Origin of the sequence: Pseudomonas sp. ok266, assembly GCF_900110195.1 — a bacterium.
Classification (GTDB): domain Bacteria; phylum Pseudomonadota; class Gammaproteobacteria; order Pseudomonadales; family Pseudomonadaceae; genus Aquipseudomonas; species Aquipseudomonas neuropathica.
The window spans coordinates 24578-40656 of record NZ_FOCU01000007.1 but is presented as its reverse complement, the minus strand read 5'-3'; the positions used below and the strand labels follow the sequence as shown (position 1 = coordinate 40656).

Annotated in this window: 13 protein-coding genes; 4 read left to right on the top strand and 9 right to left on the bottom strand. The window is 59.0% G+C overall.

Annotation, left to right across the window (positions count from 1 at the left end; translation table 11 throughout):
- Positions 1-10: 10 nt before the first annotated feature.
- Together BMY54_RS14205 and BMY54_RS14200 are read left to right on the top strand one after the other, a co-directional pair.
- The gene (locus BMY54_RS14205; RefSeq protein WP_093433687.1) at positions 11-577 is read left to right on the top strand and encodes a CsiV family protein; all 567 of its coding nucleotides are present in this window, start codon (positions 11-13) and stop codon (positions 575-577) included.
- An 11-nt stretch (positions 578-588) separates the two neighbouring features.
- Positions 589-3279: a DEAD/DEAH box helicase gene (locus tag BMY54_RS14200; protein ID WP_093433684.1), complete on the top strand. Its 2691-nt coding sequence runs from the start codon at positions 589-591 to the stop codon at positions 3277-3279.
- A 169-nt stretch (positions 3280-3448) separates the two neighbouring features.
- Here BMY54_RS14200 and BMY54_RS14195 read toward each other — a convergent pair whose 3' ends face one another.
- The 4 genes from BMY54_RS14195 to BMY54_RS14180 form a co-directional block, all read right to left on the bottom strand.
- On the bottom strand, positions 3449-6742 hold the full coding sequence (locus BMY54_RS14195) for a DEAD/DEAH box helicase (protein WP_093433681.1): 3294 nt from the start codon (positions 6740-6742) through the stop codon (positions 3449-3451).
- 9 nt (positions 6743-6751) lie between these two features.
- Positions 6752-7489 carry an S-methyl-5'-thioinosine phosphorylase gene (locus BMY54_RS14190; RefSeq protein ID WP_093433676.1) on the bottom strand — a complete coding sequence of 246 codons (738 nt, stop codon included), beginning with the start codon at positions 7487-7489 and terminating at the stop codon, positions 6752-6754.
- 11 nt (positions 7490-7500) lie between these two features.
- On the bottom strand, positions 7501-8511 hold the full coding sequence (gene nagZ / locus BMY54_RS14185; RefSeq protein WP_093433674.1) for a beta-N-acetylhexosaminidase: 1011 nt from the start codon (positions 8509-8511) through the stop codon (positions 7501-7503).
- 158 nt (positions 8512-8669) lie between these two features.
- On the bottom strand, positions 8670-9377 hold the full coding sequence (locus tag BMY54_RS14180; RefSeq protein WP_007910473.1) for a TetR/AcrR family transcriptional regulator: 708 nt from the start codon (positions 9375-9377) through the stop codon (positions 8670-8672).
- Positions 9378-9606: 229 nt separating this feature from the next.
- Here BMY54_RS14180 and lexA point away from each other — a divergent pair, with 229 nt between their 5' ends.
- Positions 9607-10215, top strand: coding sequence for a transcriptional repressor LexA (gene lexA / locus BMY54_RS14175; RefSeq protein ID WP_003226590.1), 609 nt, complete (start codon positions 9607-9609; stop codon positions 10213-10215).
- Between the two features lie 10 nt (positions 10216-10225).
- Positions 10226-10699, top strand: coding sequence for an SOS-induced cell division inhibitor SulA (gene sulA, locus BMY54_RS14170; RefSeq protein ID WP_093433672.1), 474 nt, complete (start codon positions 10226-10228; stop codon positions 10697-10699).
- Between the two features lie 92 nt (positions 10700-10791).
- Here the strand turns inward: sulA and BMY54_RS14165 are convergent, their stop codons facing one another.
- The 5 genes from BMY54_RS14165 to fadA form a co-directional block, all read right to left on the bottom strand.
- The gene (locus BMY54_RS14165; protein ID WP_007910471.1) at positions 10792-11025 is read right to left on the bottom strand and encodes a hypothetical protein; all 234 of its coding nucleotides are present in this window, start codon (positions 11023-11025) and stop codon (positions 10792-10794) included.
- Positions 11026-11131: 106 nt separating this feature from the next.
- Positions 11132-11656, bottom strand: a complete 525-nt coding sequence (locus BMY54_RS14160; protein WP_093433670.1) for a DUF6586 family protein — start codon at positions 11654-11656, stop codon at positions 11132-11134.
- A gap of 145 nt (positions 11657-11801) precedes the next feature.
- Positions 11802-14432: a type I DNA topoisomerase gene (gene topA / locus BMY54_RS14155; RefSeq protein ID WP_093433668.1), complete on the bottom strand. Its 2631-nt coding sequence runs from the start codon at positions 14430-14432 to the stop codon at positions 11802-11804.
- Positions 14433-14546: 114 nt separating this feature from the next.
- Positions 14547-14783, bottom strand: a complete 237-nt coding sequence (locus BMY54_RS14150) for a DUF1653 domain-containing protein (protein WP_007910467.1) — start codon at positions 14781-14783, stop codon at positions 14547-14549.
- Between the two features lie 99 nt (positions 14784-14882).
- Complete coding sequence (fadA, locus tag BMY54_RS14145; RefSeq protein ID WP_007910465.1) at positions 14883-16058, bottom strand: acetyl-CoA C-acyltransferase FadA; 1176 nt, start codon at positions 16056-16058, stop codon at positions 14883-14885.
- Between the last annotated feature and the right edge of the window lie 21 nt (positions 16059-16079).

Here is a 16079-nt window from a genome sequence, read left to right as displayed (position 1 = left end):
AGGACGCCCAATGCGCCTGTTCCGCTCAGTGACTTTGCTACTTGCTTTGGTAGCCCCTTCGGCTTTCGCCGATGACCTGTATCAGGTCGAAATGATTCTGGTGCGCCAGAACGCCGTACCGGCAATCGTCAGCCGCGCCGCGCCGGAAGACTGGGCCGCTGGGGCCCAGCGTTTGAGCGACGACAGCAAACGCACACCGGCGTTGAACGACGTTGTCAGCAAACTCACCGCCAGCGGCGACTACAGCGTGCTGATGCACAAGGCCTGGCAGCAAACCCTTGGCGAAGCACCGGCAAAAGTGGCGGTCAGCGACGGTCAGGAGCAGTTCGGTCAATTCCCGATCGAGGGCACGCTGGAAATGAAACTGGGACGCTTCACCGATGTGAACGCCGATTTCTGGGTCAATCAGATCGACGCCAATGGCCTGGTCACCGCCAGCGAGCGCCTGAAGCAGGACAGCCACACCAAAAATGGCCAACTCAACTACCTGGACAACGGCCATCTGGCCTTGCTGATCAAGATCACTTCCCTGACCGCGCCAGCGCCACGGGAAGCGCCTGAAGCGATTCCGGACTGATCGAAGTCCTTATGTCCCCGCCCCTGAGTAAACCGTTGGCACCCTCCTGGGTCAGCCGATTCAAGGAACAGAGCCTGGAGCGTGGCCGCCGCTATGCCCTGGAAAACCGGGTACGCATCGCCCAGGTCGGCGATGCGACCATCACCGCCAGTTGCGAAGGCTCTGGCGGTAACGTTTACCGCCAGACCATCCAGCTGCGCGAATCCGCCAAAAACACCTTGCTGCTGGTCGATGCCAGCTGCACGTGCCCGGTTCGCAGCAACTGCAAACACTGCGCAGCGGTGCTGCTGAAAGTGCAGGAAACCCTCGATTACCCGGCCGCCGCCAAAGACGCCGAACTCTTGGAAAAGCTGCAAGCCGTGCTGGAAAATCGCAGCCCGAAGGCGCCACCGCAAGTGCTGGTCGACAATGTGCAGCCACTGCCACGCCTATGGCTGGCCAGTGTCGAGTTCAGTGCCTTCGAACCGCGCAACGGCAAGATGCAGCGCTACATTCAGCATCGCGCGGCGCTTTCGTTCAGCTACCTTGACGAGTACGTCAGCGGGCAGAAGAACAGCGATATCCTGATTCGCCAGGAAAGCCAGACGCTGCGCGTCAAACGCCATCCGGATGTCGAGCAGTCGTACCGCGAACAGTTGCGCATCCTCGGCTTTCGCATCGCCACCCGCCAGAGCAAAGCCCTGCCGGAAAGCGCCGGTGAACTGTACGAGATGGTCAATGACAGCGCTTGGCTGACGTTCACCCTCAACGACCTGCCGAAACTGCGCAGCCAAGGCTGGGAATTGCAGATCGATGAGGAATTCGGCTTCGATCTGACCGCTGTGGATGACTGGTACGCCACCGTCGAGCAGGTGCCGGAACGCGATTGGTTTGATCTGGAACTGGGGATCATCGTCAATGGTGAGCGCCTGAGTCTGTTGCCTATCTTGCTCAATCTGATGCGCTCGCACGCGGAAATCCTCAATCCGGAACGCCTGGCGCGCCGTCGCGATGACGAGCTGATTCTGGTCAACATCCCGCAACGCACCAGCGAGCATGGGCCGCTGCAAGTGGCTTTGCCGTTGGGCCGGTTGAAGCCGGTATTGATGACGCTCGGCGAGTTCTATTTGCAAGAGCCGGGCGAAACCACCCTGCGCCTGAGCAAGGCCGACGCCACCCGCCTGAATTCGCTGGAAGGCCTTCCGCTGCTGTGGGAGGGCGGCGAGCAGATCCGCACGTTTGCCCAACGCCTGCGCGATATTCGTGATTTCAGCGCAGAGGCGCCTGAAGGCTTGAATGCGACGTTGCGCCCTTATCAGCTCGAAGGCTTGAGCTGGATGCAGTCGCTGCGGCAACTGGAAGTCGGCGGGATTCTTGCGGATGACATGGGGCTGGGTAAAACCCTACAGACCCTGGCGCATATTCTCAGCGAGAAAAACGCCGGACGTCTCGATCGGCCGTGCATGGTGGTGATGCCGACCAGCCTGATTCCGAACTGGCTCGATGAGGCGGCGCACTTTACGCCGCAACTGAAAGTGGTTGCCCTGTATGGCGCCACTCGCAAAAAGCATTTCGATAACCTGGCCGACTTCGACCTGATCCTCACCACCTACGCCCTGCTGCCGAAAGACGTCGAACGTCTGGCCAAACAGCCGCTGCATGTGCTGGTGCTGGATGAAGCGCAGTACATCAAGAATCCGAACAGCAAAGCCGCTCAAGCCGCGCGCGAGCTGAATGCGCGTCAGCGCCTGTGCCTCAGCGGTACGCCGCTGGAAAATCACTTGGGCGAGCTGTGGTCGCTGTTTCACTTCCTGCTGCCCGGCTGGCTCGGCGACGTAAAAAGCTTCAACGCCGATTACCGCGTGCCGATTGAAAAGCGCGGCAGTGAAGTCAGGCTTCAGCACCTCAACGGTCGGATAAAACCGTTCTTGCTGCGCCGCACCAAGGAACAAGTGGCGACCGAGTTGCCGCCGAAAACCGAGATCATCCATTGGGTCGATCTCAACGAAGCGCAGCGCGATGTGTATGAAACCATGCGCCTGGCGATGGACAAGAAGGTCCGCGACGAGATCACCCGCAAAGGCGTGGCGCGCAGCCAGATCATCATTCTTGAGGCGCTGCTCAAACTGCGTCAGGTCTGCTGCGATCTGCGCCTGGTCAATGACGCCACCCTGCCCGCTCGCGGCAGCACGTCAGGCAAGCTCGACAGTTTGATGGAAATGCTCGAGGAGTTGTTCGAGGAAGGCCGGCGGATTCTGCTGTTTTCGCAGTTCACTTCGATGCTGTCGTTGATCGAGGAAGAGTTGAAAAAACGTAACGTGTCCTACGCGCTACTGACCGGCCAGACCCGGGATCGGCGCACGCCGGTGAAGGAATTCCAGAGCGGCAAGCGTCAGATCTTTCTGATCAGCCTGAAGGCCGGCGGCGTCGGTTTGAACCTGACCGAGGCCGACACGGTGATTCATTACGACCCGTGGTGGAACCCGGCCACCGAGAATCAGGCGACGGATCGCGCCTATCGGATCGGCCAGGAGAAACCGGTGTTCGTCTACAAGATGATTGCCCGGGGCACCGTGGAAGAGAAGATTCAGCACCTGCAAAAGGAAAAATCCGACTTGGCAGCGGGCGTGCTGGATGGGCGCAAGGCCGGGGACTGGAAGTTGCAGAGTGATGATATCGAGGCGTTGTTTGCGCCGTTGCCGGATAAGTCCGACAAGCGTTGATATCTGCGTCGCCTGTTAGATAGCTTTCGCGAGCAGGCTCGCTCCCACACTGGATCGGTGGCATTCACCAATCCAGTGTTCACAGGGATCTTGTGAATCACACAAATCTAATGTGGGAGCGAGCCTGCTCGCGAATGGCTCACCTCGGTATAACGTTTAAAACCCAGGCTCAATCCTTGGAAACCGGCAACGGTGCAAACAGCGCCTCAATGTCACTCTGCTCCAGCTTCCAGCCACCTGTCGTCCCGCCCTCAAGCACCGCTCCGGCCAACGCCGCTTTCTCCTGCTGCAACGCCTGTATTTTTTCCTCTACCGTGCCACGAGCGATCAGCTTGTAAACGAACACCGGGTTGTTTTGCCCGATTCGATACGCACGATCCGTCGCCTGGTTCTCCACCGCCGGGTTCCACCAAGGGTCGAAGTGAATCACCGTGTCCGCAGCGGTCAGGTTCAACCCGGTACCGCCCGCTTTGAGACTGATGAGAAACAGCGGCACCTTGCCGCCCTGAAAATCCTTCACCGGTGTGCGTCGATCCGTGGTGTCCCCGGTCAGCAGCGAATAGGCAATGTCACGTTGCTGCAATTCTTCCTCGATCAAGGCGAGCATCGAGGTGAACTGCGAAAACAGCAGGATTCTTCGACCTTCGCCGAGCAACTCTTCGAGCATCTCCATCAAGCTGACCAACTTGCCACTGCCGGAGCGCAGCGCCTTCGCTGTCAGCGGCATGTTGATCAGGCGCAGATCGCAACAGACCTGCCGCAGCTTGAGCAAGGCATCCAGAATGATGATCTGACTGCGCGCCACGCCACTGCGGGCAATTTCGTCGCGGACTTTTTTGTCCATCGCCACGCGAACCGTTTCATAGACATCCCGCTGGCCGTCGCTGAGATCGACCCAATGGACAATCTCGGTTTTCGGCGGCAGTTCGGTGGCCACCTGATCCTTTTTGCGGCGCAGCAAAAACGGCTTGATGCGCGCTGTCAGGTGCTGCATGCGCTGAACATTGCCGTGCTTCTCGATTGGCGTGCGGTAATCGCGATTGAAGGACTTGCTGTCGCCGAGCCAACCGGGCATGAGGAAATGAAACTGCGACCAAAGCTCGCCCAAGTGGTTTTCCAATGGCGTGCCGCTCAGGCACAAGCGCTGGCGGGCCTGCAAATCGCGTGCGGCCTGCGCGGCTTTGCTGAGCGGGTTCTTGATGTTCTGCGCTTCGTCGAGAATCAGCACGCTCCACAACTGCGGCTGTAGAACCTCGAGATCCCTCGGCAGCAAAGCGTAAGTGGTCAGTACCAGATCGTATTCAGCCAGATCAGCGAAATCCTTTTGCCGCCCCGAGCCGTGCAGCGCCAACACTTTCAACTGGGGGGTGAAGCGCTCGGCCTCGTCGAGCCAGTTGGGAATCAGGCTGGTCGGCATCACCGCCAGAGCCGGGCAATCGAGGCGTCCGGCGTGTTTTTCCGTGAGCAGATGCGCCAAGGTTTGCAGCGTTTTGCCCAGCCCCATGTCATCGCCCAGAATGCCGCCTACTTCAAGCTCGCGCAGGGTTTGCATCCAGTTCAGGCCTTCGAGCTGATAGGGGCGCAGTTGCGCGTTAAGGCCGGCCGGCGCAGCGACCTGGGTGTGACTGGAATTCTGCAAGCGCTTGGCGAAGGTGCGCAGCCGCTCGCCACCCTGCCAATCCAGCGGCACGCCATCGAGCATACTCAAGCGCGCGGCATCCGGGACACTCAAGCGCAGTGCATCGCCCTGATGACCGCCCAGGTACAACTCGCCCAGCGTGGCCATCAGCGGTTTGATCCGACTCAGCGGCAGCGCGACCTTGGCGCCCGAAGGGTCGCCAAAACCGCTGGGCTTGAGTTCGATCAGGAGTTTTTCGTCATCGCTGCGTTGTGCCAGATTGACCGGGTCAAGCAAGCGCGGCTGGGTGCGCAACAAGTGCAGAAGGATTGGTAGCAAACTATAGCGCTGACCATTGACGACGATACCCAACTGCAAATCAAACCACTGATGCCCGGCCTCTTCCTCGACCTCCGCGTACCAATGCTCGACTGGCTGCACATTGAAATGAAAGCCGGGACTCATCTCGACTTCCCAGTTCGAGGCGCGCAACGTGGCAAGCCCTTCGTGCATAAACCCGAGCCAGGCGGAATCATCCGGCAACGTGAACATCTCGCCGGGACGATCCAGCGAGCTCTTGCGCGTGGCTTTCTTGAAGCCGAACTTTTGCAGGATCTGACGCAGTTTCTTTTCCATCGCAGGCTGGCGCTGAATGCGCTGGGTTTCGGTGCCGTTGAGGATCATTACTTCCGGGTTGCGATCCACCGTCGGCTGGCCGTTGTAGGTAAACACCAGGGCGGCGCGGTGCTCAAGAACGTATTCCCAGCGCGAGCGCTCCCGACCGCTGACGAGGGTGAGTTGCGGCTGCGGTAGTACGTCGTCAATGATTCGTTCGGTCAGTTGGTGTGGCGGCGGGATTCTCGTTGCCGCACTCATGCGATGACTGAACTGCATGGCCTGACGCGCCGGAATGTCCGGCGCCAGAGTCAAATGACTGGCCAGTTTTTCATCCAGTTCATTGAACAGAGGGCCAATCTGCCGCTGTTCACGATCCAGGTAATAAAGCGGCTCCAGCGCCAGCACGGTTTCCTGCGCAGCCTCGGCACTGCTCCACTGCGCGCGGAACCCGCCGTCGGCCTGCTCGGCCCAGGCGAACTGGCCGATGCGTTTCGCGCCAGACATCAACGGTTGCAGATCCTCGAAATCGAGGAACAGCCGCGAGGTGCGCAGGAGCATTTCCAGCAGTTCGGCGCCGCTGCTGCCTTCCAGCGGATAGCCGCTGTAATAGGCGTGATGGGAGTGCATGGCAACCAGCAGCCTGGCGACGCGCAGATCCAGCTCGGACAGGTAGCCGGGCTGACGCATGAGCATTTCCGCCAGCGAATACATCGGTTTGACTTCGCGCAACTCGCCGCTCTTAAGCTGGGAGACCTTGAAAATATCGAGCAGCCACTTGCCGCTCACTGACGTTGGCTTGAGCTTGTAAAACAGGCGCGTGCCTGCGGTTTGCGCGCCTTCTTCGGTGGGCTTGGCCGGCACGGGAATGGTCGAAAGCCAATGTTCCAGCGCCCGACCCAACGGGATCTGTGCGTCACTTTCAGACGCATTATGATCACTGCCCTGCAGGTGATAGAGCACCGCAGCGCAGTGTTTGCAGTCAATTGTGACAGGACAGCTGCACAGGCAACGCACGTTGACGGAACCCAGCCGATCTTCGGACAGGTAAATGGTTTGTTCATACGCCTGATCTTCCGAACCGACGCAGAACGCCTCGACCTTTCTGTCATCGATCTCGATGATCTCTACCCGATCTTCGGCGGCATAAGCCCGAGCCTTGGCCAGCGCCTTGCTACTGAATGCCTGAGTCCAGGCCAACGACTTTAGCCTTTCGATGAAAATGCTCATGGGCAGTCCTTAGCCGGCCAACACCCGCGCCAACGCCGATTTCACCTTGCCCATGCCGTCATGCAACGCCTGCTCGATCTCGGCCATGGTGATCACTTCGGTGGTCTTGCCCGCCGCCGGGTTCACCACCAGCGCCAGACAGGCGTAATCCAGATCCAGCTCACGCGCCAGCGCCGCTTCCGGCATGCCGGTCATGCCAACGATGTCACAGCCATCGCGCTCCAGACGCACGATCTCCGCCACGGTTTCCAGACGCGGGCCCTGAGTGCAGGCATACACGCCTTGATCGCTGTATTCGCAGCCTTCGGCAGCCACCGCAGCAATCAACTGCTGACGCAGCGGCTCGCTGTAGGGGAAGCTGAAGTCGATATGGGTGACGTGCTCCAGATCATCGGCGAAGAAAGTGTGCTCGCGCCCACTGGTGTAGTCGACGATCTGGTGCGGCACGCAGAAATGACCGGTGCCCATCGCTGGATGAATACCGCCCACCGCGTTAACGGCAATGATTGCTTCGGCACCGGCCTGCTTCAGCGCCCACAGGTTGGCGCGGTAGTTGACCTTGTGCGGCGGGAAACGATGCGGATGGCCGTGACGGGCGAGGAACAGCACTTCCTTGCCGGCGTATTCACCGATCTGCACGTCGGCCGATGGCGTGCCGTAGGGAGTGTCCACCGCCAGTGACTGGCGAATGGTCAAGCCTTCGAGCTGGGTCAGGCCGGTGCCACCGATGATTGCGTAAACCGTCATAGCGAAAATCCTTAATCGATCAGTTGAGCATCTTTGAGGGCGCCAACGGCGGTGAGCCAGCGCGGATCCTGACGGTAATCGGTGCTGGCGAATGCCTGACCGCGCATGCGCGCGATGCGGTCTGAAGGCTTGACCTTCATGCGCTGCGCGGCGCTCAGGGCCAGTTCGGCAGCGGCGCGATCGTTGCATACCAGGCCCATGTCGCAACCGGCCGTGAGTGCGGCCTCAATACGACTGGCGGCATCGCCAACCACGTGGGCGCCGGCCATCGACAGGTCGTCGCTGAAGATCACACCGTCGAACTGCAATTCGCCGCGCAGGATGTCCTGCAACCAGCGCCGGGAGAAGCCGGCAGGCTGCGAGTCGACTTGCGGGTAGATAACGTGGGCCGGCATCACAGCGGCCAATTGTTTGCTGAGCCTGGCGAAGGGCACGAGATCGTTGGCGCGGATCTCGTCCAGGCTGCGCTCGTCGTTCGGGATCGCCACGTGGGAATCAGCTTCGGCCCAGCCGTGGCCAGGGAAATGCTTGCCAGTAGCAGCCATACCCGCGCTGTTCATGCCGCGAATGAACGCTCCGGCAAGCACTGCGGCGCGCTCCGGATCGCCCTCAAATGAACGGGTGCCGACAACAGCGCTGCGCTGGTAATCCAGATCCAGCACCGGGGCGAAACTCAGGTCGAGACCGACCGCCAGCACTTCAGTGGCCATGATCCAGCCGCATTGCTCGGCGAGGTATTCGGCGTTCGGATTGTCGGCGATGGCACGCATGGCCGGCAGGCGCACGAAGCCCTGACGCAGGCGCTGCACGCGACCGCCCTCTTGATCCACCGCCAGCAGCAGATCCGGACGAATCGCCCGAATCGCCGCGCTGAGCTCACGCACCTGACGCGGATGCTCGATGTTGCGCGCGAAAATGATCAGGCCGCCCACTTCGGGCTGACGCAACAATTGGCGATCTTCGGCCGTCAGCCAGGTACCGGCGACGTCCACCATCAACGAGCCTTGCAGGCCAGCAGTCATAGAGATTCCTTGAAAACGAAAAACCCGATCCGCAGCAAATCGCTACCCTGAGCAATGCTCGGCAGGTCGGCAATTTCTATGGATTTCGGGTTCAGAACGAGAGTCGGCATGGGCGGCTAGCTTAGCGGATACAAGCTGCCGCGCCCACCCGTGCGCGGTTAAACCTTGGCGGCGACCGGCGTTGATTTACTGCGCGGACGCAGTTGCGCGGTGGCCATCGCGGCGTCAGTGACGCCGGTTTCGGCACGCATGCCCGCAGCGAGGAACGGCACCATCAGGCGCATCACTTGCTCAATGGAGGTGTTGACGCCGAAATCGGTCTCGGCAATTGCGCGCAACGCCTTGATGCCAGACATGCTGAACGCCGCGGCGCCGAGCATGAAGTGCACGCGCCAGAACAGCTCGATCGGCGGAATGCGTGGTGCGGCTTCGTTGACCAGCAACATGTAGCGACGGAATACCTTGCCGTACATGTCTTCCAGATAACGGCGCAAGTGGCCCTGGCTCTGGCTGAACGCGAGGCCGAGCAGGCGCATGAAGATCGACAGGTCATTGCCGCTGCGTGGTTGTACCACAAGGGCCTGCTCGACGAGGATTTCGAGCAGCTCTTCAAGCGTCGGCTTGTTTTCAGGCTTGGCCTGACGGCGCTCCAGCTCTTTATCGAGGCTGATGCAGAACGGCCCGAGGAAGCGCGAGAAAACCGCTTGAATCAGCGCTTTTTTCGAGCCGAAGTGATAGTTCACCGCTGCCAGGTTGACGCCGGCCTTGCTGGTGATCAAACGCAATGAGGTTTCGGCGAAACCTTTCTCCGCGAACAACTGCTCGGCAGCATCAAGAATGCGTTCAACGGTTTCCGACTGGGCCATGGCTACTCCGCCTGACAAACACTTGTTTGAAACATACGTTTCAGCCTGTGCCTTGTCAAGCCTGCCGGTTCGTTTTGGGAATGATCAGTCAGCTATTTAACCACACAAGCCCAACTCATTAATAAGCACGAATGCCGACCGTCTGGCGGCCTGCAAAAAAACGGGCATTGCCAAGGACGCTTCACTGTATATAATCCCAGTCACTGTATAAAAAGACAGAGCGATCAATATGCTAAAGCTGACGCCACGCCAAGCCGAGATTCTGGCCTTTATCAAACGCTGCCTCGAAGACAACGGCTATCCGCCGACCCGTGCGGAAATCGCTCAGGAACTGGGCTTCAAGTCGCCGAACGCGGCTGAAGAACATCTCAAGGCACTGGCCCGAAAAGGCGCCATCGAGATGACACCGGGCGCTTCTCGCGGTATTCGCATACCCGGCTTTGAAGCCAAGGCCGACGACTCTACCCTGCCAATCATAGGCCGGGTCGCTGCCGGCGCGCCGATCCTCGCCCAGCAGCACATCGAAGAATCCTGCAACATCAACCCGGCCTTCTTTCATCCGCGCGCCGACTATCTGCTGCGCGTACACGGCATGAGCATGAAGGACATCGGTATTTTCGACGGTGACCTTCTTGCCGTGCACACCACCCGCGAAGCACGTAATGGCCAGGTCGTCGTTGCCCGTATCGGCGACGAAGTGACGGTCAAACGTTTCAAGCGTGAAGGTAGCAAGGTCTGGCTGATTGCCGAAAACCCCGAGTTCGCCCCTATCGAAGTCGACCTGAAAGATCAGGAACTGGTGATCGAAGGCTTGAGTGTCGGCGTAATCCGCCGCTAAAGGAGGCTTTATGCAGTTCCCACACACCCCTCAGCAAACACAACTGCCTTTATTCGAAGCGTTTCTGGCGCAACCGATGGCGCCGATCCTGAAAGACGTGGTCGAACGCCCCTGGAATGCCGAACCCGAAGTATTCAGTGAGCTGTCACTGCGTGGTGCGGCCGGGAACTGCCTGAACCTGCTCGCCCCGATTCTTCGCGAACTCAGCGAAGATCAGGACGCACGCTGGCTGACATTGATCGCACCACCTGCCAGCCTGACTCAAACCTGGCTGCGGGATGCCGGCCTGAACCGCGAACGTATTCTGCTACTGCAACCACGGGGTGCTCAAAGCGCCCAGCAACTGGCGTGCGAAGCTCTGCGGTTGGGGCGCAGCCACACTGTGGTCACCTGGCTCAATTCGCTAAACACCCACTCGCGGCAACAACTGATCAGCGCCGCACGCACGGGCGAAGCTCAGAGCTTGAATATTCGTTTGGGTTGAGGGTTGCGACTACGCGCTGTGTGAAGCGCAGGGCTTCTCCAGGGACAGAGAAGCCGATCTGAAGCGGTAACGTTAAAAAGCAAAGGCGCGGATCAATGAAGAACCCGCGGCCCCTCTTCCTTATCAAACTCGCCTTCGACCATACGACCGGCCATCTGCACGCCGACGCTTAGCATCGCCTTGGCGATTTCTACATGCTGACCTTGAAGGAACGCCTTGGCATCGTCGGAGAAATCCAGCGTCACCAGAGAACCCTCGTCCTCAGCCCTGCGCAGTTCGATTCGGCCGTCTGGTAACTCGACAATTTCTAGAAAGGACGTTGGCATATAGGTCTGTTCTCCACGAAAGGCAGGGATTATATAGACATCATTCAGGCTTCGCTCGGGATCTTGACCAGCAGCATGTTTCAGATTGCCACCGTGTCAATCACCCTCAGCACTCGTTCAAGCCTTCGCGAAAGCGAATCGCCAAGCCTTTCAGATTTTGCCGCCAGCTCTCCAGCTCCTCTCGACTCAACTCTTCTGGCGCTTGTTCTCCATCCAGATTAATCGCCTGAATCAGCGGCTGAGTCACGTCCCCTTTGGGCTTGTGTGGCACCCGTGGCGGCTGGAACAGCGCCGAATGCGCAGCCAGCAGTTTTGCCAGCCAGGTTTCAGAGTTTCCCGCGAGTTCGACCATCTCGGCCAACTCGGGAATCGCGATCGACTCCAGCACCTCACGTGTCAGCAGCATCTCGGCGCGTGGTGCATTGGCCTGCGGTAGACGATAGAAACCAGCGATCTCGTGACAAAGACCGAGCAAAGCGCCGTAAAGGTGAAACAACGCCGATTCACGCCCCGCCTGAATCAACGCCAGCGAATTCATCGCTCGCCCCTCTTCGGCGCGAGCCAGAGCTTCGAGCGACAGTCCGGCGAAATAGATCTTCTGATTGGTGCGGGTATAGAGTTCGTGAGCCATGACGGCGCTCTCCACAACGAAATATTTGCTTCACACAGGCCGGACAGTGTCGTGGATCAGCCGATCCCACCGCAAGCACAAAACAAAAAGGCCGCATGAAAACCCGGAGGGGTCATCATGCGGCCTTTCAGTATCAGGCTAACGCTTACTCAGCTTTGGCCTTCGTACGTTTGTCTTCAACCGTCCACTTGCCGCCATCGAAGTACGCCTTCCAACCGGTAGGCTTGCCATCGACTTCGGTCTGTACGTATTGCTCCTTGGTCTTGCGGCTGTAGCGAATCACCGCCGGCAGACCATCAGGATCTTTCTGTGGAGCGTCGCAGAGGAAGTGGTACTTCGGATCGATCTCGTCCTTGTGCGGGAGAATCTCGATCACCAGCGGAGCACGGGTCTCACGGTTTTTCGGGAACTGACTGGCAGCCAGGAACAGACCGGACGCACCGTCACGCAGGATGTAGGTGTCGTTGACCTTTTCGCATTTCAGCTCAGGCATCTTCACCGGGTCCATCTTCGGCGGCGCCGCATCACCGCTCTTGAGCAGTTTGCGGGTGTTCTTGCAGGTCGGGTTGGTGCAACCGAAGAACTTGCCGAAACGTCCGGTCTTGAGTTGCATCTCGCTGCCGCACTTGTCGCATTCCAGGCTCGGACCTTCGTAGCCCTTGATGCGATAGCTGCCCTCTTCGATTTCGTAGCCTGCGCAATCCGGGTTGTTACCACAGATGTGCAGCTTGCGTTTTTCGTCGAGCAGGTACGCGTCCATCGCCGTGCTGCAGATCGGGCAGCGGTGCTTGCCACGCAGTACCAGCGATTCCGACTCACCCTCGTCGTCCGCAGCGATTTCATCGCCCGGCACCAGGTTGACGGTGGCCTTGCAGCGCTCTTTCGGCGGCAGGCTGTAGCCTGAACAACCGAGGAAAACGCCTGTCGACGCGGTACGAATCTGCATCGGACGACCACAAGTCGTGCACGGAATATCGGTCATGACCGGCTGGTTGGCACGCATGCCGCTGTCCGGGTTTTCGGCTACTTCGAGTTTCTTTTTGAAGTCGCCGTAGAACTCGTCCAGTACGTTTTTCCAGTCGCGCTCGCCCTGCGCCACGTCATCGAGGTTCTCTTCCATGCCTGCGGTGAAGCCGTAGTCCATGAGGTTCGAGAAGCTTTCCGACAGACGCTCGGTGACGATGTCGCCCATCTTTTCCGAGTAGAAACGACGGTTGTGCAGAGTCACGTAACCGCGATCCTGAATGGTCGAAATGATCGCAGCGTAAGTCGAAGGACGACCGATACCGCGCTTTTCCATTTCTTTCACCAGACTGGCTTCCGAGTAGCGGGCCGGCGGTTTGGTGAAGTGCTGCGATGGATCGAGCTTGATCAGCTTCATCACGTCGCCCTGCGCCATATCAGGCAGAACGTCGTCATCACCCGGTTTGGCAATCTGCGGCATGACACGGGTGTAACCGTCAAACTTGAGGATACGGCCCTTGGCGCGCAGCTCGAAGTCACCAGCGCCTACGCTGACGGTGGTCGACAGGTATTGCGCCGGCAGCATCTGGCAAGCGAGGAACTGGCGCCAGATCAGCTCGTAGAGACGCTCAGCGTCACGCTCCATACCCGCCAGCTTGCTTGGCGTGGTGTTGGCGTCAGAAGGACGAATCGCTTCGTGAGCCTCTTGTGCGCCTTCCTTGCTGCTGTAGACGTTCGGCGTTTCCGGCAGGTACTTCTTGCCGAACTCGTCTTCGATGTAAGTACGCGCCATCGTCACGGCATCAGCCGAGAGGTTGGTCGAGTCGGTACGCATGTAGGTGATGTAGCCGGCTTCGTACAGACGCTGGGCCATCATCATGGTTTTCTTCACGCCGAAGCCCAGGCGATTGCTCGCTGCCTGTTGCAGGGTCGATGTGATGAACGGCGCCGACGGCTTGCTGCTGGTCGGTTTGTCTTCGCGCTTGACGATGCTGTAGCTGGAAGATTTGAGTTTCTCCAGCGCGGCCATGGCCTGAGCTTCGTTGAGCGGCTTGAACGCTTCGCCTTTTTCGCGAGCCACTTCGAAACGCACGGTGGAGCCTTTGGTGGTGCCGAGATCGGCATGCACTTCCCAGTACTCTTCCGGGTTGAACGCGCGAATTTCACGTTCACGCTCAACCACCAGCTTCACGGCAACCGATTGCACGCGACCGGCGGACAAGCCACGAGCGATCTTCGCCCACAGCAGCGGCGAGACCATGTAACCGACAACGCGGTCGAGGAAGCGACGCGCCTGTTGAGCGTTGACACGATCAATGTCCAGCTCACCCGGTTCCGAGAAAGCTTCCTGAATCGCTTTCTTGGTGATTTCGTTGAACACCACACGCTTGTAGCGGCTGTCGTCACCACCGATGGCTTCGCGCAGGTGCCAGGCAATGGCTTCCCCCTCGCGATCCAAGTCGGTTGCGAGATAGATGGTGTCAGCATCTTTGGCGAGCCGGCGCAGCTCTTCGATGACCTTCTCTTTACCCGGAAGGATCTCGTACTGGGCTTTCCAGCCATGATCAGGATCGACACCCATACGCGAGACCAGCTGCTTGCGCGCTTTCTCTTTCGGCGAGAGCACCGGACCTTCGCCCGCAGCAGCCTTGCCGCGCTTGGCGGCTGGCTCTTTGCTGGCGCTAGCCGAACCGCTGGTGGGCAGGTCTCGGATATGGCCGATACTCGACTTCACCACGTATTGGTTACCCAGATACTTGTTGATGGTCTTGGCCTTAGCCGGGGATTCCACAATGACCAGCGATTTGCCCATGGATCAGAAAATTCCTGAATTCTAGAAGTGAAAGGCGGTTGGCGCCTGACGCGGCACCGCTATATATAGTTGATACAAGGTGAGGTCAAGCACAGGGTTCTGTGCGCACTCGCCTTATGCCTTGGAAAAAAGGCTCGGTTCGGCTTGCACCAAAGCAAAGCGTGGCACCTGCTCGCCGTCAACCTCGACTGACTCGAGAAACATGCTCAGAGGGCGTACCCAAAAGCCGTAATCGCCATACAGGGCTTGGTAAAAGACCACTTCTTCTTCGGTCTCGGAATGCCGCGCAACACTGAATACGCGGTACTGCGGACCTTTGTAATGTTGGTAGAGCCCAGGTTGTATCGGCATGCTTCGGCCCTCACTCAAATTTTTTCAAAAATAAAAACAAAATAAATCCACAAAAACAAAAACCGGGGCACTTGGCCCCGGCTTCCATCGACGAGACGCTTAAACGCGTTCGAAGACGGTGGAGATGCCTTGGCCGAGACCAATGCACATAGTGGCCACCCCGAAGGTACCGCTATTCTGCTTCATCACGTTCAGCAAAGTGCCGGAAATACGGGCACCGGAGCAACCGAACGGGTGACCCAGGGCGATCGCACCGCCGTGCAGGTTAACCTTCTCGTTCATCTTGTCGAGTACTTTCAGATCTTTCAGCACTGGCAGGGCCTGTGCGGCGAAAGCTTCGTTGAGCTCGAAGAAGTCGATATCGTTGATGCCAAGGCCCGCACGCTTCAGGGCTTTTTGTGTCGCCGGAACTGGACCATAGCCCATGATTGCCGGATCCACACCCGCCACTGCCATCGAACGGATCACCGCCATTGGCTGGATACCCAGGTCCTGCGCACGCTGCGCCGACATCACGATCATGCACGAAGCACCATCGGTGATCTGCGACGAAGTACCGGCAGTCACGGTGCCGCCCTTTGGATTGAAGGCAGGCTTGAGGGCCGCCAGACTTTCCAGGGTGGTTTCCGGACGAATGGTTTCGTCGTAGTCGAACAGTTTCAGGAAACCGTTCTCGTCGTAGCCCTGCATCGGGATGATTTCGTCTTTGAACTTGCCTTCCACGGTAGCCTTGTGGGCCAACTGGTGGGAACGCACGCCGAAAGCGTCCTGTTGTTCGCGAGTGATGCCGTGCATTTTGCCGAGCATTTCAGCGGTCAGGCCCATCATGCCCGAGGCTTTCGCCGCGTACAGCGACATGTGCGGGTTCGGATCGACACCGTGCATCATGCTCACATGGCCCATATGCTCGACGCCGCCAACCACGAACACGTCACCGTTGCCGGTCATGATTGCTTGCGCAGCGGTGTGCAGCGCACTCATCGACGAGCCGCACAGACGGCTGACAGTCTGACCGGCCGAGGTGTGCGGGATCTGGGTCATCAGCGAAGCCATGCGCGCGATGTTCCAGCCCTGCTCCAGGGTCTGGTTGACGCAGCCCCAGATCACGTCCTCGACTTCTGCAGGATCGACCTTGGCGTTGCGTTCCAGCAACTTGCTGATCAGGTGCGCCGACATGTCTTCGGCGCGGGTGTTGCGGTGCATGCCGCCCTTGGAGCGGCCCATCGGAGTACGACCGAAGTCGACAATCACGACGTCTCTAGGATTCAAGCTCATAAGTTCACTCTCACTCTAGTT